14 protein-coding genes and 1 pseudogene are annotated in these 20,416 nt (G+C 73.0%); 7 read left to right on the plus strand and 8 right to left on the minus strand.

From position 1 onward, the window contains the following. Positions 1-89: 89 nt before the first annotated feature. The 5 genes from araA to EF879_RS20685 form a co-directional block, all read right to left on the minus strand. Positions 90-1,607, minus strand: coding sequence for an L-arabinose isomerase (gene araA / locus EF879_RS20665; protein WP_123561086.1), 1,518 nt, complete (start codon positions 1,605-1,607; stop codon positions 90-92). A 28-nt stretch (positions 1,608-1,635) separates the two neighbouring features. Further along, positions 1,636-2,316, minus strand: coding sequence for an L-ribulose-5-phosphate 4-epimerase (locus tag EF879_RS20670; protein ID WP_233604626.1), 681 nt, complete (start codon positions 2,314-2,316; stop codon positions 1,636-1,638). Continuing rightward, positions 2,313-4,025, minus strand: a complete 1,713-nt coding sequence (gene araB, locus EF879_RS20675) for a ribulokinase (protein WP_123561088.1) — start codon at positions 4,023-4,025, stop codon at positions 2,313-2,315. The genes EF879_RS20670 and araB overlap by 4 nt, the downstream gene beginning before the upstream one ends. 225 nt (positions 4,026-4,250) lie before the next feature. After that, complete coding sequence (locus EF879_RS20680; RefSeq protein ID WP_123561090.1) at positions 4,251-7,112, minus strand: wax ester/triacylglycerol synthase domain-containing protein; 2,862 nt, start codon at positions 7,110-7,112, stop codon at positions 4,251-4,253. A gap of 110 nt (positions 7,113-7,222) precedes the next feature. Continuing rightward, a complete protein-coding gene (locus EF879_RS20685) occupies positions 7,223-8,881 on the minus strand; it encodes a hypothetical protein (protein WP_123561091.1) in 1,659 nt (552 codons plus the stop codon). 233 nt (positions 8,882-9,114) lie between these two features. On the opposite strand from EF879_RS20685, the gene EF879_RS20690 reads away from it, so the two are divergent. Next, a complete protein-coding gene (locus tag EF879_RS20690) occupies positions 9,115-10,035 on the plus strand; it encodes a DMT family transporter (RefSeq protein WP_123561093.1) in 921 nt (306 codons plus the stop codon). A gap of 377 nt (positions 10,036-10,412) precedes the next feature. Here the strand turns inward: EF879_RS20690 and EF879_RS20695 are convergent. Then, positions 10,413-11,633 (minus strand): annotated as a pseudogene (locus EF879_RS20695) (FAD-dependent oxidoreductase); the annotation flags it as partial. Between the two features lie 168 nt (positions 11,634-11,801). Here EF879_RS20695 and EF879_RS20700 point away from each other — a divergent pair. Together EF879_RS20700 and EF879_RS20705 are read left to right on the plus strand one after the other, a co-directional pair. Next, complete coding sequence (locus EF879_RS20700) at positions 11,802-12,179, plus strand: helix-turn-helix transcriptional regulator (protein ID WP_123561097.1); 378 nt, start codon at positions 11,802-11,804, stop codon at positions 12,177-12,179. A gap of 382 nt (positions 12,180-12,561) precedes the next feature. Further along, positions 12,562-14,343: a glycoside hydrolase domain-containing protein gene (locus tag EF879_RS20705; RefSeq protein ID WP_123561099.1), complete on the plus strand. Its 1,782-nt coding sequence runs from the start codon at positions 12,562-12,564 to the stop codon at positions 14,341-14,343. Positions 14,344-14,603: 260 nt separating this feature from the next. Here EF879_RS20705 and EF879_RS20710 read toward each other — a convergent pair whose 3' ends face one another. Further along, the gene (locus EF879_RS20710; protein ID WP_123561101.1) at positions 14,604-15,104 is read right to left on the minus strand and encodes a hypothetical protein; all 501 of its coding nucleotides are present in this window, start codon (positions 15,102-15,104) and stop codon (positions 14,604-14,606) included. A 444-nt stretch (positions 15,105-15,548) separates the two neighbouring features. Here EF879_RS20710 and EF879_RS20715 point away from each other — a divergent pair, with 444 nt between their 5' ends. From EF879_RS20715 to EF879_RS20730, 4 genes are all read left to right on the plus strand, one after another. After that, positions 15,549-17,129 carry a DHA2 family efflux MFS transporter permease subunit gene (locus EF879_RS20715; RefSeq protein WP_123561103.1) on the plus strand — a complete coding sequence of 527 codons (1,581 nt, stop codon included), beginning with the start codon at positions 15,549-15,551 and terminating at the stop codon, positions 17,127-17,129. A 290-nt stretch (positions 17,130-17,419) separates the two neighbouring features. Further along, positions 17,420-17,914, plus strand: a complete 495-nt coding sequence (locus tag EF879_RS20720) for a DUF1772 domain-containing protein (RefSeq protein WP_233604627.1) — start codon at positions 17,420-17,422, stop codon at positions 17,912-17,914. A 177-nt stretch (positions 17,915-18,091) separates the two neighbouring features. After that, positions 18,092-18,871 (plus strand): FadR/GntR family transcriptional regulator, encoded by a 780-nt coding sequence (locus EF879_RS20725; RefSeq protein ID WP_233604628.1) that lies wholly within the window; start codon positions 18,092-18,094, stop codon positions 18,869-18,871. Continuing rightward, positions 18,868-19,836 (plus strand): aldo/keto reductase, encoded by a 969-nt coding sequence (locus EF879_RS20730; RefSeq protein WP_123561107.1) that lies wholly within the window; start codon positions 18,868-18,870, stop codon positions 19,834-19,836. Before EF879_RS20725 ends, EF879_RS20730 begins: the two co-directional genes overlap by 4 nt. A 91-nt stretch (positions 19,837-19,927) precedes the next feature. Here the strand turns inward: EF879_RS20730 and EF879_RS20735 are convergent, their stop codons facing one another. Beyond that, on the minus strand, positions 19,928-20,236 hold the full coding sequence (locus tag EF879_RS20735; RefSeq protein WP_123561109.1) for a hypothetical protein: 309 nt from the start codon (positions 20,234-20,236) through the stop codon (positions 19,928-19,930). Between the last annotated feature and the right edge of the window lie 180 nt (positions 20,237-20,416).

The raw sequence follows: 20,416 nt of genomic DNA on the forward strand, positions 1-20,416 counted from the left end.
ATCGGTGGCGGCGCGGGCCGGTCCGGGGGTTCCCGGGTGCCGGGCGGGCGCATCGGACGGTGGGGTGCGGGCCGCCCCCGCCGCTGCGGTCAGCGGTTGGTCGGCAGCCCCTGGGCGAGTCGGTGGTACGCGTGGTTCCACCGGATGCGGTCACGGAAGTCGGCGACGGTGGTCGTGTGGTCGATGAACAGGAGTTCGGTGTGGAGCATGTCGGCGAAGTCCCGGAGGGTCTCGGCGGTGACGGCCTGGGTGAGGACGGTGTGGTGGGGGCCGCCGGCGGTGATCCAGGCCTCGGCGGAGGTGTGGAGCGAGGGGGCGGGTTTCCAGACGGCGCGGGCGACGGGGAGCCGGGGAAGCGGCTCGTCGGGTGGCACCACCTCGACCTCGTTGGCGACCAGCCGGAACCGGTCGCCGAGGTCGACCAGGCCGATCACGACCGCGGGGCCGGGAGCGGCGTCGAAGACGAGCCGGACCGGGTCCTCCCGGCCACCGATGCTCAGCGGGTGGATCTCGCAGGAGGGCCGCCCGGCGGCGATGCTGGGGCAGACCTCCAGCATGTGCGCACCGAGGATCTTGGGTTCGCCCGGACCGAAGTGGTAGGTGTAGTCCTCCATGAACGAGGTGCCACGGTCGCGGCCGGTGCCCATGGCCTTGACGGCGGCGAGGAGGGCCGAGGTCTTCCAGTCGCCCTCGCCGCCGAAGCCGTAGCCGTCGGCCATCAGGCGCTGGACGGCGAGGCCGGGGAGTTGGCGTAGCCCGCCGAGGTCCTCGAAGTTGGTGGTGAACGCACCGAAGCCACCGGCGGTCAGGAAGTGACGGAGTCCCGCCTCGATGCGCGCCGCGTACCGGAGGGATTCGTGCCGGGCGCCGCCCCGGGCGAGTTCCGGAGCGAGCCGGTACGCGTCGGCGTACTCGGCGACCAGGGCGTCGACGGTGGACTCGTCGGCGGTGTCGACGGCGGCGACGAGGTCGTTGACCGCGTGGGTGTTGACGGAGAAGCCGAACCGGAGTTCGGCCTCGATCTTGTCCCCCTCGGTGACGGCGACGTTGCGCATGTTGTCGCCGAAACGAACCAGCCGGAGCCCTCGGAGGTGGTCGAACCCGATGGCGGCGCGGATCCAGCTGTCGATCCGGTCGACGGTCGCCGGCTCGGAGACGTGTCCGACGACGGTCTTGCGGGCGACGCCGAGCCGGGTCTGGATGTAGCCGAACTCGCGGTCGCCGTGTGCCGCCTGGTTGAGGTTCATGTAGTCCATGTCGATGGACTGCCAGGGCAGGCTGACGTTGTGCTGGGTGTGCAGGTGCAGCAGGGGCTTGCGGAGGGCGTCCAGGCCGGAGATCCACATCTTGGCCGGGGAGAAGGTGTGCATCCAGGCGATGACTCCGATGCATGCGGGGTCGGCGTTCGCCTCCAGCAGCACCGTGCGGATCGTGGCCGGGTCGGTGAGCACGGGGCGCCAGACGAGTTCGGCGGGGAGTCGGCCGGAGCCGACGAGCTCGCGGTGGATGTGCCGGGACTGGTCGGCGACCTGGGCCAGGGTCTCCGGTCCATACAGATCCTGGCTGCCGGTGAGGAACCAGACCTGCGGCGTACTGGTGCGCGACATGACGGACCCTTCGGTGGCTGGCACGGGGTCACCCCTGCCCGTAGACGTTCTGGTAGCGCGCGTACAGCGCGTCGATGTCCCGCTGGTCGATCGGCACCGGGGTGCCGAGCTGCCGGGCGATGTGGACGGTGCGGGCCACGTCCTCGCACATGACCGCCGCCTTCACCGCCGCTCTGGCGGTGGCACCGATGGTGAAGACGCCGTGGTTGCGCATCAACACGGCCGGCGAGCGGTGCCCGGCGAGCGTCTCGACGATGCCCCGTCCGATCGAGTCGTCGCCGATCAACGCGAACGGCCCCACCGGGATCTCACCGCCGAACTCGTCGGCGATCATGGTGAGCACGCAGGGGATCGGCTCACCCCGGGCGGCCCATGCCGTCGCGTATGTCGAGTGGGTGTGCACCACCCCGCCGACCTCCGGCATGTGCCGATAGACGTACGCGTGCGCGGCGGTGTCGGAGGAGGGCGCCAGGTCGCCGTCGACGAGGCGGCCGGTCAGGTCGGTCACCACCATGTTCGCCGGGCTGATCTCGTCGTACGCCACGCCGGACGGCTTGATCACCATCAGGTCTGCGCCCGGCACCCGGGCCGAGACGTTGCCGGCGGTCCAGACCACGAGCTGGTTGCGGGGCAGCTCGGCGTGCAGGGCGGCGACCTCGCGGCGGAGCGCGGCGACCGTGTCGGCGACCGCCGCCACCGTCCCGGTCACCGGGCCACCGCCGGCTCGGCGGCCGGTACGCCCTCCTCCGTCGCCGCGAGCGCGCGGCGCTGGATGCTCCGAAGTCTGCGCATCACCGTGTTCCCACCCCGTCCGAAGTAGTCGTGCAGCTCGCGGTACTCGCGGTAGAGCTCGTCGTAGCGGGTTGCCGCGGTCTCGTCGGGTCGGTAGACGTCGCGCTCCACCCGGCCCATCCGGGCGGCGGCGGCGCGGATGTCCGGGTACGCCCCGGCGGCGACGGCGGCGTGGATGGCGGAGCCGAGCGCCGGCCCCTGGTCGGAGACGATCCGGTGCAGCGGCAGCCGGGTGACGTCGCTGTAGATCTGCATCAGCAGCGGGTTGCGGACCAGTCCGCCGCTGACCACGAGGTCGGTGACCGGCACCCCGGCCTTGGCGAAGGTCTCGATGATCGTCCGGGTGCCGAAGGCGGTCGCCTCGATCAGCGCCCGGTAGATGTCCTCCGGACGGGTCGCCAGGGTCTCGCCGACCAGCAGGCCGGAGAGTTCGTGGTCGACCAGCACCGAACGGTTGCCGCTGTGCCAGTCCAGGGCGATCAGACCGTGTTCGCCGATCCGCTGCCGGGCGGCCAGCCGGGTCAGGTGCTCGTGGACGGAGATGCCCTCGGCGCGAGCCGCCTCGACGTACTCCGAAGGGACGTGCCGGCGGACGAAGTGGGCGAAGATGTCGCCGACGCCGCTCTGGCCGGCCTCGTAGCCCCACAGGCCCGGGACGATGCCGCCGTGCACCACCCCACACATCCCGGGGACCTCGCGCAGCTCGGCGCCGTTCATCACGTGGCAGGTGGAGGTGCCCATGATGGCGACCATCTGGCCGGGGTCGAGGGCCTGCCCCGCGGCGGCGGTGACGTGGGCGTCGACGTTGCCGACCGCGACGGTGATGCCGGCCGGCAGACCGGTCCAGGCGGCGGCGCGGGGCGAGAGCGTCCCGGCCGCGGCACCGAGCTGGCCGATCGGCTGGTCGAGCTTGCTGGTGACGAAGTCGGCGAATCCGGGGTGCAGGGCGGTCAGGAACTCCGGGTCGGGGTAGCGGCCGTCCTGGAGGATGCCCTTGTAGCCGGCGGAGCAGACGTTGCGGACGTAGGTGCCGGTGAGCTGCCAGACGATCCAGTCGGCGGCCTCGACCCACCGCTCGATCGCCGCGTAGACCTCGGGGTCCTCCTCCAGGATCTGCAGCGCCTTGGCGAACTCCCATTCCGAGGAGATGAAGCCGCCGTAGCGGGGCAGCCACCACTCGCCGCGTTCGGCGGCGAGGCGGTTGATTCGGTCGGCCTGCGGCTGCGCGGCGTGGTGGCGCCACAGTTTCACGTAGGCGTGCGGCCGGTCGGCGAAGCGGTCCAGCTCGCACAGCGGGGTGCCGTCGGCCAGGGTCGGCACCATCGTGCAGGCCGTGAAGTCCGTGCCGATGCCGATCACCCGGGACGGGTCCACCCCGGCCGCCCGAACCGCCGCCGGTACGGCGTTCCGCAACACCTCGACGTAGTCGCCCGGCACCTGCAAGGCCCAGTCCGGGCCCAACGGCACGTCGTGCCCGGGCAGCGTGTCCGTCACCACCGCGTGCGGGTACTCGTGTACCGCCGAGCCGAGCTCGGCACCGTCCGCCACCCGGACCACCACGGCGCGCCCGGACAGCGTGCCGAAGTCGACTCCGACGACGAAGGCCTCCGACAGGTCATCCGACATTCGCGACACCTCGGTGCGTGGGTGGAGGGCGAAGTCCTTTCATGGCCGCCATTGTTATCGCTAACAAATACGGAGGTCAACGGAGCTTCGTAACGCTTGGGTAACGCCGGATCGATGGTGGTAACATTCCCTGTGCTGCGGGCTCGCCCGTTGACCACGGCGCCAGACCTGCTCGTGACCGCTGTGCTCGCGCCATTTCCTGTGAGCGGTAACAGCAGGGTCGCCCTACCCGGCCGGTGCCTGATCCGTCCACTCCGACCGCAGCTCGGCGACGGCGGTCTGCAGGGCGGCGACGAACTCCGGCCCGGTCTCGGCCAGCGACTCGTCGAGCAGGACCCCCACGTTCGTCGTCTCGCCCCAGCGAAGGACGCCGATCCCGATGGGTACGCCCTCGGCCAGCGCCACGACCGGCGTGATCCGTCGCAGCGGCGCCCCGGCCAGCCGTTGCGGACGCGGGTTGCCGCCGCTCATGTAGGACACGATCACGTTCATGAACCGGCTGTTGTAGACCTGCCGCGCCAGCATGCCGTGCACCGGAGACGGCAGTAGTCCCATGGCCCGCATGACGAGCGCGGCGGCGATCGGTTGCCCACCCGACACGCTGCGCCGCAGCTGGTCACGGACCAGGCTCGTTCGCTGCCGCCGGGTCAGCCGGCCGAGCGGCAGGTCCAGCGCGACCGCCCCGGTCCAGTTGCCGTAGGTCCGGGCCCGGTTTCGGGGATCCAGGGAGACCGCGAACATCGCCCGCAGCCGGGACGAGGTCGCCCGGGGGCGGTAGGTACGGTCCAACGCCTCGGCCACCAGGCTGCACATCAGCTCGCTGACGTGCGCGCCGTACTCCCGGGCCGCGCGCCGCAGGTCGTCGGTGGGCACCGTCGCGACGACGAGGGCCCGCCCCGGGGTCCGCAGTGGACCGTTGACGGTGGAGTGTGGCGCCCGGCCGGCCGTGGCCAGCCGGGCCAGCCCCCGCACGACGAGCCCGCCGCGCCGCGCCCCGGTCCTGACCAGCTCGGCGAGGGCCCGACGGCGGGATTCGGGCCCGGAGTCGGCCACCGTCCGCGACGCGGTCCCGGCCGGCTGTCCGGTGTTGGTGGCTCGGCCGGTTGCGGGGCGGTGCTCGGGCGCGTCGACGGGCTGCCCGGCGTGGGCCGGTCGGCGGGGCGCGGGGTGGCGGTCCGGTGTCTCGCCGGGCTGCCCGGTCCCGGGCGGGTGGTCGGTCGTGGCGCGACGGTCCGCCCCAATCGGCTGGTCGGTCGGGGCTGGCCCGCCGGTCTCGGGATCGAGCAGCCGTTGCAGCGTGCCGATGACGGAGAGCCCGTCGCCGAGGCTGTGGTGCAGCTTGATGGCGAGCCGGGTCCGTCCACCGGCCAAACCGGTGACCAGCAGGATCCGCCACAGCGGCCGGTGCAGCGCCAGGGGCTGCGACCAGAACTCGTTGACCACCGCGTCGACGTCGCCGCCGCCGGCCGGGACGCGGTGCTCTGCCACGTGCTCGGACGGGTCGACGCCGGGGTCGATGACCCAGCCGGGGCGCCGGAACCGGCCCCGTCCGGAGAGCCGTCGGCGCAGGGTGGTCAGGGCGGGAAGGCGCCGACGCAGCAGGTCCACGATGTCGTCCCGGCCGACGGGGCTGCCGTCCGGCCGGGGGTCGAGGTCGAGGACGGCGCCGATCTGCTGCGCGACCGTCGCGGACTGGACGTGCAGGAAGAACGCGTCCTGCGCCCGCAACGGCCAACTCGGCGGGGGACGGCGTCGGCGGGGGCGGCCGACCGGGGGCACACCCGCCGGCCCGGGGCGCGCGGTGCCGGCGACTCGCTCGGGGACGGCGACCGATCCGGTGGCCCGATCCGGTGCCGGCGGCGGCGCCGCGGTGGCGGCCAGGGCGAGCAGGCCCAGCTCGGCCAGGCCGTCGTCCTCGGGACCGGGGTGCGGCCGGGCCGAGGCGACCTGCTGGGCCCAGCGCACCCGCCGGACCAGATCGGGCAGGCTCTGGTAGGTCTCGGTCAGGCCGCAGGCGGTCATCAGCGCCGCGTTGGCCGCGCCGTGCGCGGCGATGGGCCGGTACATCAGCATCGGGGTACCGGTCGCCCAGGCCTCCAGGGCGGTGGCCCCACCGGCGTTGGTGATCAGCAGGTCGGCGGCGCGCAGCAGGGCGGGCATGTCGTCGACCCAGCCGAGCACGGTCAGTCGGTCCGGGGACACGCAGAGCCGGTTGAGCCGATCGACGAGCCGCCGGTTCTGCGCGCACACCACGACCACCTGGACCGGATCGGTGAGCGTGCAGAGCCCGCGGACGGCCTCCTCCACCGCCCCGAACCCGAACGACCCGCAGGCGACCACCACGACGTACCGGGTGGGGTCGAGGCCGAGCCGGCGCCGGGCGTCGTCCCGGTCACCGGGGTGGAAGCGCCTCAGCACCGGCGGCGCGCAGACCGCGACCGGGGCGCCGGGCGCCGCCGCGTCCGCCAGCGGCACGGCACGGGGATGGACCACCAGGTTCAGGTCGAGCTGCGGATAGACCCAGAACGGGTGCGGGGCGAAATCGGATACCCAGGCTCCGATCGGCACACCGAGCCCCCGGTGCTGTCGCAACCAGGCCAGGCCGGCACTACCCAGCGGGTACGTGGAGATGATGAGGTCCGGGTCGAAGATCTCGATCCGCGAGGCGAGCCGGCGCCCGGCCCAGGAGCCGGTGAACGCCTTCGACGCCCGGGCGAGCCAGGGGTACCGCCACAGCGAGGAGTAGAAGAACTCGTACAGCCAGGGCGTCACCTCGACATTGGTGATGTAGATACGCCGGAAGGCGGCCCCGACGCCCGGCCCCATCACGTCGAGGGTGTCCAGCCAGCGCACCTGGCTGCCGGGCCACAGCTCCAGCACCCGTTCCTGCAGGGCGCGGCCGGTCGCGTGGTGCCCGCCTCCGATGTCGGCCGACACCATCAGCACCCGCCGCGGCGTTGCCCCGGGAATGGCCGGCCCGGCCGGCCGGTCGGTGGGCGGGTGGTCGGCGGAGGGATGACCGGAGGCGGGCGGGTCGGCGGCGGGGTGGCCTGAGGCGGGGCGGCCGACCGTCGGAGGGAACGTCATGCCACCTCCTCAACCAGGCCGGCGTCGTGCCGGTACGTTCCGTTCGTCTGGATTCGCCGCGGGTCATCCCGGGCGGCGGTGCGGGCCACGGCACCGTCACGCTCAGATTGTCACGACGAGCCGCGGTCGGTCTGCCAGACCGGATTGAGGCCGGTGGCGAGCTCCGGAGCCTGCCAGGCGGCACCGGCGGCGCCGAGCACCCGGTAGGCGGCCCCGGCGGGGCCGTTGGCGGGGGTGACCGGCATCCCGTTGAGGAAGGCGACGAGGAGCCGCTGGGTCCGTGCTCTCCCGTAGTCCATGGCGTGCCGTTCGGGTACCACGACGACCGGGATCCGGGGCCGGGGACCGGGCGTATCCGTCACCGCGTCGAGCAGAGGCAGAACGGCGATCATCCGTACGCCGGGCACCGGTTGGAGCATCCGGTCCCGGTACCGCGGCCCGTGGTCGAGGAGCGAACGGACGAACGGGGTGTCCGCGCCGAGCCGGGCGCCGCCGGTCCGGTTCACCACGGCGAAGATGATCCGCAACTGCCAGCCGGCGGCGATCCCCCAGCCGGTGTCGGCGTGGGCCGGCGGATAGTAGGCCCGGGCGGGCCGGGTCAGCGGGCTCAGCAGCGCGACCGCCTCGACCTCGGGGCGAGGGTCGCGCTCCAGGTAGGTGCGGATGACCAGGGTTCCCTCGCTGTGCCCGAGCAGCGCCACCGGCCGTCCCGTCCGGCGGCGTATCTCCCGGACCTGCGCGGCGAGCAGGTCGGCGCTGCGGGCGAGCGACTGGTGGGTGTCGGCGGCCGCGTACGGCCGGGGATGCCCCTGTGCGTCGAGCCCGGCGTACGAGAAACGGTGTACCGGAATCGACGTCCGGCCCGCGGGGTCCGGGACGCTGGCGGTCGAGCCGTCGTACCGGGAGTCGTAGCCGCCGACGTAGAGCACCGCCTGGCGGGGGTGTTCGGTCCCGTCCCGCAGCACCAGCGCCGGCGGTGGCCGGGCGGCGGCCCGGGAGCCCGCCCCGGCCACCGCCCCGCTGCCGGCGAGGGCGAGCAGCAGCACCAGCGCGACGGCCGGGACGGCCGGCAGCCGGGGCAGCCGCGCCCGGCGCCCGACCACCGTGCCGAGCAGCCCGCGCCACAGCGGCGCGTTCGCCGCGCCGCCGGCGGCGGCCACCGGCACGGCCGCCCAGTCGGGTCCGAGCCCGACGACCAGGGCACCCGCGGTGAGGACCGCGAACGTCGCCACCACCCAGAGCAGCACCGCCGGCGGCGGCAGTCCCCGCCACCAGGTGCCCGCCATCGGCCCGCGCTGCAGCACCACGGCCAGGACCAGCAGCGCGAGCACCGAGCCGATCGAGAACCAGGAGAGGGCCGTGACGGCGGCGGCCACGGTGACCGCGGCCCAGGGCGCCAGCGCGAGCGCGGTCACCGCGGTGACCGCGAGGCTGGTGCGGATCAGCCGGCGAGTCCCCGGCCGGCGCCGTCCCGGCGGCCAGGCCACGACGATGATCGCCACGGTGTACAGGGCCCGCGCCACGACCGCGCCGACCGACAGCGCGGCGAAGGAGAGCCACGAGTCGTGGTAGACGACGATCCACCGCAGGTCGTGGAAGACACCGAACGGGTTGGGCGCGGCGGCCTGCGGGGCCAGCGCCAGCGGCGACCGGTTGCCGGTCCAGCCGAGGATCGCCGCCTCGACCGCGGCCGGTCCGGCGGTCAGCCCGACCAGCAGCGGCAGCCGGCCCCGACCGCTCCACCACCGGACGTCGTCCGCCTCGGCCATCGCCCGCCCGTCTCCGCTCACCGTCGGCGGGCGGCTACCCCACGCCGACTCCGCCAAACCGGGTCCGTCGGGCCGATGAGGTTTGCCGACGACGGGTACGGGAAGGGCACCACGGCGGTCCGAGCCGCCGCCGGCGCTTCCGCCCCGGAGTCCGGCGTACGGCCGCCGGCCGGAAGCGGACGCGCGTGCCTGTCCCGCCACCGAGGATCTGTGATGATCGGACCGACCAGTCGGTGAACGACGCCCTGCACCTGGCGCTCGGCACCACGCTCGCGGTGGCCGCCGGCGCGTCCTTTGGAGCCTCGTCGGTCCTGCAGTACCGGGCGAACCGAAATGTGCCGCAGGAGCGGGTGGCCCGTCCCCGGCTGCTGTGGCGGCTCGTGCACCGGCGGGCCTGGCGATGGTCCGTCCTGCTGGCGGCGGCGGCCTTCGCCATGCAGACGGCGGCCCTCGTCTTCGTGCCGCTGATCCTGGTCCAGGCCATCCTGGTGACCGGCCTGCTCTGGTACGTCCTCCTGCTCGCCGCGCTGGAGCGGCACCGCCCGGACGGGCCGATCCTGCTGGAGGCGCTGCTCTGCCTGCTCGGCCTGGCCGCCTTTCTGCTGATCGCCGCCCCCACCGCCGGCTCCAGCCGGGGGCTCGACTCGATCCGGTCCGGGGCGCTGCTGGCCGGCGCGCTCGCCGTCACCGTCGCCGGCTGCCTCGGCGCGGCGGCCCGACTGGGCCCGCACTGGCGTCCGCTGCCGCTGGCGCTCGCCGCCGGCGCCTGCTACGGCGTGACGGCCGGCCTGATCAGCAGTCTCTCCCACTCCCTCGACGGCGGCCCGATCGCCGTGCTCGGGCACTGGCAGACGTACGCCATCGTGGTGCTCGGTCCGCTCGGGGTCCTGCTGAGCCAGAACGCGTACCAGGCCGGTCCGCTCGGCGCGCCGGCGCTGGCGACGTTCACGGTCACGGATCCGCTGGTGGCGATCGCGGTGGGGCTGCTCTGGCTCGACGAGCGGATCCGGACCGGGGTGTGGAACGCGGTCGGTGAGGCCGTCGCGCTCGCCACCCTTGTCGTCGGGGTCTTCCTGCTCGCCCGGCGCGCCCCGCGGGCGGACCCGGAGGGCACCGCTCCGCCGGGAGCCGACGACGGCGACGCGTCGACCTGACGGGGACACCCCGGCCGGGGCGCGGCGGAAGGTCGCCGTCCTGGACTCACGCGGAACGCCGCGGCCGGGCTCGTGGTGTCGCCTCAGCCGCAGCATTCCCCCGCGGTGTCCGACCGACGGCTGAGCCCGCTTCCGAGCGGGGCGGCCCGCTCGGTGTCAGCCTCGAACCGGTCGCCGGCGAGCGCGGCGAGCTGCACCGCGACCTCGGGGTCGAGACCGAGTTCGATGGCGGCGGCCCGGGTGGCGGCGGCGATGGTGCCGGCGGTGGGGAGGTGCCGCAGCGCGGCCGAGATCAGCCTGGCCGGAATGTCCGGGGCGAGCCCGTGGCGGGCGGCCGCGTCGGCGAGCATCGCCTGAGCGCCCTGGGTCGCGGAGCAGACCCCGGTGGCGGGCAGGTCGAGCCGGACGTCGCGGGCTGCGGTCCAGTCGCCGGCGAGGGCGGCGGTGACGGAGCGGACCTGTTCGTAGCCGGTGGCCAGCAGGAAGGTGGGGGCACGGCCGTAGGACTTCATGCCGACGATGTAGTAGCCGGGCTCCGGATGGGCGAGTTCGTCGACGCCGTGTGGTCGTACCGTGCCGCAGGAGTGCTCGTTCGGGTCGATCAGCGGGGCTAGGAGCCGGGCGCAGCCGAGGGCCGGGTCGAGGTCGAGCCGCAGTTCGGCGGCGATCGTATGGTCGGGGCGGAAACCGGTGGCCGAGACGACGCGGTCGCCGACGAGGGTACGGCCGTCGGCGGCGGTCAGCTCGGCCCGACCGCCGACGGCCCGAATCCGGCGTACGGCGAACCCGGTCACCAGCTCGACGCGGCCGGTCTCGACCAGCAGCCGGACGCCCGTGCCGAGCGCGCCCCGGCCCGGGAGGGCGTCGGCCTCGCCACCCCCGACGGCCCGGTCGATGGAGCCGCGGGTGGCCCAGGTGATCCGGGTACCCGGCTCGTGTTGGGCCAGCTCGGCGAGGGCGAGGAGGGTGTTGGCGGCGGAGTGTCCAGCGCCGACCACGACGGTGTGCCGGCCGGCGTGGGCGGCCCGGTCGGCGCCGAGGACGTCGGGCAGCGCCGGACCGATCAGCCCGGCGGCCTGCTCCTCCCCGAGCGCCGGCAGTCCGTTGGCGCCGAGCACGTTCGGGGTGTACCAGGTGCCGGACGCGTCGATCACGGCGGAGGCGGTTAGCTCCTCGCCGGTGTGCAGCCGGACCACGAACGGGCTGTGCTCCCGGCCGGCGGTGGTGACCCGGTCGACGTCGCGACGGCCGATCGCGGTGACCCGGGCCTGGTAGCGCAGGTGCGGTGCGAGGTCGGGGAGTTGCGCCAGCGGCGCGAGGTACGCCTTGACGAGATCGGCGCCGGTGGGAAGGACCTCGGGGTCGGGCGTGCTCCAGCCGGCGGCGTCGAGCAACCGGCGGGCGGCGGCGTCGATCGTGAAGCGCCACGGGGAGAAAAGACGGATGTGCCCCCACTCGGCCACGGCGGCGCCGGGACCGGTGCCGGCTTCGAGGACGGTGAACGGCAGGCCGCGTTCGTGGAGGTGGGCGGCGGCGGCCAGGCCGACCGGGCCGGCACCGATCACGACCACGGGCAGGTCCGGCAAACGATCGGTCATCACGGGCTCCCTGTTTTGACGTAATTCGAAACAGCGGGCCGGCGGGTGCCGCGGTGCCACGTTCGGCTTCCCCTCGTGACCAGGCGGCCGGCGCCGGCCGGCGGGCTGTCTTGACATTTCTCGAATCAGAGGTTTGCATGCTGTTTCGAGATCTGTCAACCTAGAGGAATGTCGAAGCAGGCGGTGTCACGCATCCTGGCCGCCCTGACCGCCGGGCAACCCTGTTGCGCGCCGATCAGCGAGCGGCGGATCCCGGCGGAGGTTGCCGCGCTGCTCGCCCCGGCCTTCAAGGCGCTCGGTGACCCCGTGCGCCTCCAACTGATGTCGATGATCGCCTCGGCGCCCGGCGGCGAGATCTGTGTCTGCGACCTGACGCCGGCCTTCGCGCTGTCCGGCCCGACGATCTCCCACCACCTGAGGACGCTGCGCGAGGCGGGCCTCGTCGAGGCCGAGCGACGCGGTACCTGGGTCTACTACCGGGCCCGGCCGCAAGTCATGCGGCGGCTCGCGAGCCTGCTCTCGACCGAGGTCGCCGCCGGCGCGTGAGGCCGGACCGGGCCGACGCGCCCGGCGTCACCACCGACTTGGTCGACACCGTCCCCGACGGGATGGCCGGGCCGGTACCCGTCCCCGTGGTCCTGGACGGTCCCCTCCCGCTGACCGAGGACGCCGTCCTGGTGGCCGAGGTGTCCGATCGTCACCGGCATGCGGGTGCTGCTGACGCACCCCGGCCGGGTCGCGGCCACCCTCGGCGTCCGGACGATCAGCGGCGCGTCGCCACCCGACGCTGGTACGCCGCCGCGGCGCGCCCCTGTCGGGCCGACCGGATCGATTGCGACGAAATTACGCCTAGCGGTCGGCGTCGATGCATGGTAGAAATCCTTCAAATGGCGTCATTAGATGTAAAGAACTTACAAGGAGGACCCGGATGACGGGAATCAGGACGGGTCTGGCCGGTCTCGCGGCCGTGGTCGCCGGCTCGGTCGGGGCGATCGTGCCGACGCCGTCGGCGTGGGCGGCCGGTCCGGACCCGGCGGAGGGCACCCACACCGTCAGCTACCGGGGCTATCGGGTGGCGGTGCCGAAGACCTGGCGGGTCGTCGACCTCGCGGCCGAGCCGGACTCGTGTGTGCGGTTCGACCTGCCCACGGTCTACCTGGGCCACCCGGGGGACCAGTCCTCGTGTCCCACCCGCCTCGGCGGGCGCACCGCCGGGTTGGTCATCGAGCCGATCGACGCCGTCACGGCGGCGCGTCACCGGACAGAGGTGGCGGTGACCGCGCCGGGCGCGGCCAGCGTGCCCGCCCCGGCGTCACACGACGACGCCATCCAGGTCGCGGTACGAGACGCCGGCGTCCTCGTCACGGCGGCGCACACCCCGCTGACCGAGCCCCTCGTGCGCCGGATCCTCGCCTCCGCGACGCTCGGACCGGACGCCGAACCGGCGGAGCCCTCCGACCTCGACGCCACCGTCCGCGACACGGCGGCCCTGGCCCCGACCGGTTCGACGGCGGTGCCGGCCGGGACGGGGGCGGCGCGGGCCACGGCCGGCCCGGTGACGCCGTCGGCGGTCAGCCCCCAGCCCGGCACCTATCAGGGCCGGGGCTTCGACACCTGCGCGGCCCCGTCCCAGGCGACCATGGACGCCTGGCGGACGAGCTCGCCGTACCGCGTGATCGGCATCTACATCAGCGGCGCCAGCCGCTCCTGCGCCCAGCCGAACCTGACCGCGACCTGGGTCGCCAACCAGGTCGCCAAGGGCTGGCGGCTGATCCCGATCGAACTCGACCGCCAGGCGCCGTGCGGCACCCGGACGCCGAAGATGTCCAGCGACCCGGCCGTCGCGCGGGACCAGGGCGCGAGCCGGGCGACGGCCGCGGTGAACGCCGCGCGGGCGCTGGGCATCCCGCCGGGCAGCGCGATCTACAACGACATCGAGCACTACCCGTCGGACGCGTCGTGCAAGGCCGCCGTGCTGTCGTACCTCTCCGGCTGGACCGAGCGGCTGCACTCCCTCGGGTACCTCTCCGGCATGTACTCGAGTGGCTCGTCCGGCGTGGCGGACCTGTGCAGCGCGTACCACGACCCGGCGTACACCCGGGTCGACCACCTCTGGTTCGCCTGGTGGAACGGCGTGGCGGACCTCGACGCCGGCCCGTACTGCCCGGCCGAGTACTACGCCGACCACCAGCGGCTGCACCAGTACGCCGGGGACGTCTACGAGACCTGGGGCGGGGTGCGGTTGCGCATCGACCGCAACTACCTCGACGTCGCGGCCGGCACCAACCCCGAGCCGCCGGTCTGGAGCACCATCGTCGACAACACGACCCCCGGGCGCTTCACCGCCAGCGCGAACTGGGGCACCTCCAACTACTCCGACCAGCGGTACGGCGACGACTACCGCTTCGCCGAGCCGGTGCTCTCCAGCGACGTCGCCTGGTACCGCGTGGAGATCCCGGAGACCGCCGGTTACGAGGTCTCGGTCTGGTACGCCGCCAACGCGGGCTACAACGACGCCACCCCGTTCATCATCGCCACCGCGACCGGCAACCAGACCGTACGCGTGAACCAGCGGGTCAACGGCGGCCAGTGGGTCTCGCTCGGGGTGTACACGCTCGCCGCCGGGGACAGCGACCGGGTCGGGGTCAGCCGGTGGACCACCGGTACCGGCTACGTCATCGCGGACGCGGTCCGGATCACCCGGGTCTGAGCCAGCCGGGGCGGACCAGGCCGCGGCCCGCCGACCGTGGGCGGTGAGAACGCGGTCCTGATCCCTCCCGACCGGTGTCGATGCGCGGCCCGTCTCACCCGGGCGACCGGGTGGCCGGGCCGCGCCGACCCGGGACGGCGCCGGCGGACATCTCCGTCAGGAACGCGTCGATCCTGCGCAGGTGCCGCGGCGTCAGCCCGGTCGTCGTCCTCGGCGCCACGATCGGACACGGCGCCGCCGTCGGGTGCCGGGGCTTCCGGTCAGGGCTCGCGCGGGGGTGGCAGCGAGGAGTACCGCGCCCGACGGTGGTTGAAGTGGGCGAGGTAGTAGGTCACGCCGTCGCGCTCGACCTCCATCGGCGGCGGGTCCGGTACCCAGTACCAGCGCTGGCCGTCGAACTCGGCCTCGATGCCGCGGTAGTTCAGGCGCGCCGCCCACTCGGCCGCCTTCTCCGCGGAGTCGAACAGCATCACTCCCGGCCGCTTGGAGAGCAACCGGTGCACCGTCGGACTGTAGACGGCCTTGGCGCGGGCGTTCTTGAGGTGGCGCGACTCGATGATGATCCGGATGTACCGGTGACCGACCCGGTGGCGTCCGACGACGTACAGCCGCTCGCCGCCGTCACCGCTGAACGGCAGCGACACCCACACCCTGGCGCCACCGGCGAAGTGCTTGAGCCCGCGCCGGACCTCGAGGTCGGGACCGGCGAGACGTTCCTGGACGATGTTCGCCACGACGCCCCAGCCGAGGGGTTCATCCACCCCATCGATGCTAGTACCGGCCTGCCCACGCGGTGGCTGGCCTCCCCGGCACCGTGCCGAACGAGGTTGTCACCGATCGCATCGACCGGGTCACCGGGGGCACCGGCAGGTGTCGAGAAAGTGTCGTAAAGATGTCCGCCCTGCAATTCTGCCCTGGTCGACAGAGCGTTTGTGACCGAGGTCGCAGCGGCCCATTCCATGAGGTGGAATTGTGGGCCATCGACCCCGGGTGGCGCGATAGGCGGATGTCGAACTCGCAGGTGGGCGGCGGCGAGGGGTGATCTACGACACCTTTCTCCAGGTACTGGACGTACGTTCGATACGGCCTGTCATCCTCTATCCCGGATTGTGCCCACCAAAATGGGCGGGCGAATGCGTCCGGACCGCGTAGCTTGACCTGCGCATGTCGACAACATCCCACTGGCCCGACGGACCTGGAGAGTCGTGACCAACCAAGCCACCGCGGCGCCGAACAAGCTCGATGCCGCCGTATTCAAGATCGCTGGCGTGGTCGTGCTCGGCGCGATCATGTCCATCCTCGACGTCACCGTCGTCAGCGTCGCGCTGCCGACCTTCCAGACCGAGTTCGACGCCACGTACGCCGAGGTCGCCTGGACCATGACGGGCTACACCCTGGCCCTGGCCACGGTGATCCCGCTCAGCGGGTGGGCCGCCGACCGGTTCGGCACCAAACGGCTGTACATGCTCGCCCTGCTGCTGTTCACGCTCGGCTCGGCGCTCTGCGCCGTCGCCGACTCGATCGGCCAGCTCATCGCGTTCCGGGTCCTCCAGGGCCTGGGCGGCGGCATGCTGATGCCGATCGGCATGACGATCATGACCCGGGCGGCCGGTCCGGAGCGGATGGGCCGGCTGATGGCGGTCCTCGGCATCCCGATGCTGCTCGGCCCGATCGGTGGACCGATCCTCGGCGGCTGGTTGATCGAGGCGGCGAGCTGGCACTGGATCTTCCTGATCAACGTTCCGATCGGCGCGATCGCGCTCGTGTACGCCGCCGTCGCGCTGCCGAAGGACGCGCCCGAACCGTCCGAGTCGTTCGACTTCCTCGGCATGCTGATGCTCTCGCCGGGGCTTGCCCTCTTCCTCTTCGGCGTCTCGTCACTGCCGGAGACCGGCACGATCACCGCCACCAAGGTCTGGGCGACGATGCTGGTGGGTGGGGCGCTGGTGATCGGGTTCGTCCTGTACTCGTTCCGCCCTCGGCACCCGCTGCTCGACCTCCGGCTGTTCCGCAACCGCAGCCTGACGATCGCCGCGATCTCGCTGTTCGTCTTCGTCATCGCGTTCATGGGCGCCGGCCTGCTGTTCCCGAGCTACTTCCTGCAGGTTCGGGGTGAGTCGACCCTGCACGCCGGTCTCCTGATGGCGCCGCAGGGGATCGGGGCGATGCTCACGATGCCGATCGCCGGCACCCTGGCCGACAAGATCCCGGTCGGCCGGACGGTGCCGTTCGCGATGGCGCTCATCGCCACCGGGCTCTTCACCTTCACCCAGGTCGGGACGGACACCTCGTACCTGCTGCTCTGCGGCTCGCTGTTCGTGATGGGCCTCGGCATGGGCGGCACGATGATGCCGATCATGACCTCGGCGCTGCGGACGCTGGCCCCGCACGAGACGGCGCGGGGTTCGACCCTGGTGAACATCCTCCAGCAGATCGCCGGCTCCATCGGGTCCGCGATCATGTCGGTGATCCTCACCAGCCAGCTCAACAAGTCGGATCCGATCCCGGGGCTGACCGACCCGGGCACCGGCAAGCCGGTCACCGAGGCCGGGGCGGCGATCGCCCACCAGCAGGGGGCACAGCTTCCGCTGGATCCGTCGCTGCTGCACCGCGGTCTGGAGTTCGTGGCCGACTCGTTCGCCACGACGTTCTGGGTCGGCTTCGTGCTGGTGCTGGCGACGTTCGTGCCGATCGCGTTCCTGCCCAAGCGGCGCGCGGTGTCGCGGCCGGGCGGCGACCCGACCGGGGACGGCGACCAGGCGGCGGCTCCGGTGCTGGTCCACTGACCGTACCGCGACCCGCGCCCTGGGCAGCCGCGGCTCGACCGCCTGCCCAGGGCGGCCGAGCTATCGGCGCGTCGCCGGCTGGTGACGCCGGCTGACGGCGCGGTCCGTGGGCGGCGGGCCGCGTCCCGGGTGGCACCATCCGGGACGCGGCCCGCCGTGCTGTGTACCGGGACGTCGTCGTCCTCCCCGGCAGCGCGACGGCGAGGAGGTGGCGCGGGGGTGAGAGGCTGTCGCTGCTCGAGCCGAGGCTCCGGCCGCGGCAGGGGTCGTACCGACAGGAGGTGGGAGTGATGCTGACCGGGGTCGCGCTGGTTGCCGCCGCGCTGACCAGCGGGCTGGTCACCGGCGTGTTCCTGCTCTACGCGCACACGATCATGCCAGGACTGCGCCGGACCGACGACCGTACGTTCGTCGGGGCGTTTCAGGCGATCGACCGGGCCATCATCAACCCGATCTTCATGGCGTGCTTCTTCGGAGCGCTGGTCCTCAGTGGTGTCGCGACCGGCCTGCTGTGGAACGCGGAGCACCGCGCCCCGCTGCCGTGGGTCGCCGGCGCGTTCCTGCTGTACCTGCCGGTCATCGTCATCACTCTCGCGGTCAACGTGCCCCGTAACGACGCCCTCAAGGCGGCCGGTGACCCTGACCAGATCGTCGACCTCGGCCGGGTGCGCCGGGACTTCGACGAGGCGCGGTGGTGGAGGTGGAACCTGGTACGCGTCGGGCTGAGCGTCGCCTCGTTCGGCTGTCTGCTCGTCGCCCTGACCGAGTACGGCAGCCTGCCCTGAGGCCCGCCCCGTACGGGCGGCCGACGGGGACCGGTGCGGGGTGAGCGTACGCCGTAGAGCCGCAGAACTCGCCAGACATCGGGTGTTCTTCGGGGAGGCGCTCCCGACCGGCCATGACTTGCCCACGGTGGCAGCGCCGGGCGCGGACTAGTTCGGCTGTAGGCTGAGATACATCCGATGTCCTGCGAAGGGGGCGAGGTGCCGGTCACCGACGAGGCGATCGAGAAGATCAAGTTGATGATCGTCCAGGGAGAACTCGCTCCCGGCGCCCGGCTGCCCAGGGAGGCCGACCTCGCGGAACGGCTCGGGCTGTCCCGCAACTCGCTCCGGGAGGCGGTGAGGGCGTTGTCCCTGATCCGGGTCCTGGACGTCCGGCAGGGGGACGGCACGTACGTGACGAGCCTGGAACCCGAGTTGCTGCTGGACGCGGTCGGGTTCGTCGTCGACTTCCACCAGGACGACACGGTGCTCCAGTTCCTGGAGGTGCGGCGCATCCTCGAGCCCGCGGCGACCGAGCTGGCGGCGACCAGGATGACCGACGACGACGTCGCCGGACTGCGGGCCATCCTCGACGAGCTGGACGACGCGCCGTCGGTGGAGGCGCTGGTGGCCAACGATCTCCGGTTCCACAACCACATCGCCGCCAGCTCCGGCAACAAGGTGCTGAGTTCGTTGATCGACAGCCTCTCCGCCCCGACGACCCGGGCGCGGATCTGGCGCGGGCTGACCCAGGAGGGGGCCGTGCAGCGTACCCGGGAGCAGCACGAGGCGATCTGCGAGGCGATCGAGGCGCGTCAGCCCGACGTGGCGCGGGCCTGGGCGGCCGTGCATGTCGCCGGCGTCGAACAGTGGTTGCGGAACGCGCTCGGCGAGTCCACGTCGGCGTCCGGGCCGCCGGGGAGGGCCGCCGCCGCGGCAAGGAACGGTCGTCCTCGCCGTGCCCGGAGGTCGGCGTGAGGACCGCGCGGCTCGGCCGGTCCCAGGTACGGGTGACCGGTCTCGGATTCGGTGGGGCCGGCATCGGCAACCTGTACCAGGCCGTGGATGACGAGACGGCGCGGCGGGCGGTCGACGCCGCGTGGGAGGCCGGGATCCGGTACTTCGACACCGCCCCGCACTACGGTCTGGGGCTCTCCGAACGTCGGCTCGGCGCCGCGCTCGCCGGACGTCCGCGGGGCGACTACACCATCTCGACCAAGGTCGGGCGCCTGCTGGTACCCACCCCGGAGACCGCGCACCTCCGCGACGACGAGGCCGGGTTCGACGTACCGGCGGACCATGCCCGGCGGTGGGACTTCAGCGCCGACGGGGTACGCCGGTCACTGGAGTCCAGTCTGGAGCGGCTGGGCGTCGACCGGGTGGACGTCGTGCTGATCCACGACCCGGACGACCACTGGCGGCAGGCGGTCGACGAGGCGTACCCGGCGCTGCACGAGCTGCGTGACCAGGGCGTGGTCGGGGCGATCGGGGTCGGGATGAACCAGTGGCAGATGCTGGAGCGGTTCGTCGTCGAGACCGACGTCGACGCGGTCATGCTCGCGGGACGGTACACGTTGCTGGACCAGTCGGCGGGGGAGAGCCTGCTGCCGCGCTGCCGGGAACGCGGTGTGTCGGTGCTGGCGGCAGGGGTGTTCAACAGCGGTGTTCTCGCCACGGACGAGCCGGGCGGGATGTACGACTACCGCCCCATCTCCACCGCGCTGTACGACCGCGCCCTCCGGCTCGCCGAGGTGTGCCGCGCCCACGGGGTACGGCTGCCGCAGGCGGCGATGGCCTTCGTGGCGCGCCACCCCGCGGTCGCCTCCGTGGTGGTCGGGGCGCAGCGCGTCGAGCAGGTCAGCCGCAACGCGGCCCTCGCCGCCGCGCCGGTTCCCGACGGGCTGTGGGACGACCTGGTCGCGGCGGGGCTGATCCGCGGCTGAGCGGGGTCACGAGCCGACCCGTGAGGTGTCGTGGCGCCGGGTCCGGCGGCGTGCGCCGACCGGACCGGCCGGCGCACGCCCGGACGACGGGTCAGTCGCTGACGCAGGTGGCGGTGGCGAGGAACACCGTGGTGCTGTCCGGGTAGTACGGCGTCAGCGTCGCCTCGGGATGGGTGCCGGCCGGGCAGGTCTCGGAGTGGACCCAGCGGGGCGTGAACGGCTCCGGTATGCAGAAGAAGATCTGCTGGTCGTGGTTGATCGGATAGCGGCCGTACATCGAGACGCCCTCGGCGCGGCACGGTTGCGGCCAGGCGGCCTGGGCCGGTGTCGGGGCGACCCCGACGGCGACCGTGGCGCCGACCACTCCCAGGATCGCCGCCCGAACCGTGAGCCTTCGCATCGCCTCTCCTCCCCGTTGCCGGTCGCTTGTTTGACTATTGACCAAACTAAATGACCGCTGCTCGGGGGGCAACGCCTCGTACATTGGGGTGTTTTACGATGTTGGAGGTGATCGCCCGGGACATCGGCGCCGACGGTGCGGTGCGGCGGAGGACGCCCGAGCCGGCGGGCGCCATGCCGG

This window comes from Micromonospora sp. HM5-17 (assembly GCF_003762835.1).
GTDB lineage: Bacteria > Actinomycetota > Actinomycetes > Mycobacteriales > Micromonosporaceae > Plantactinospora.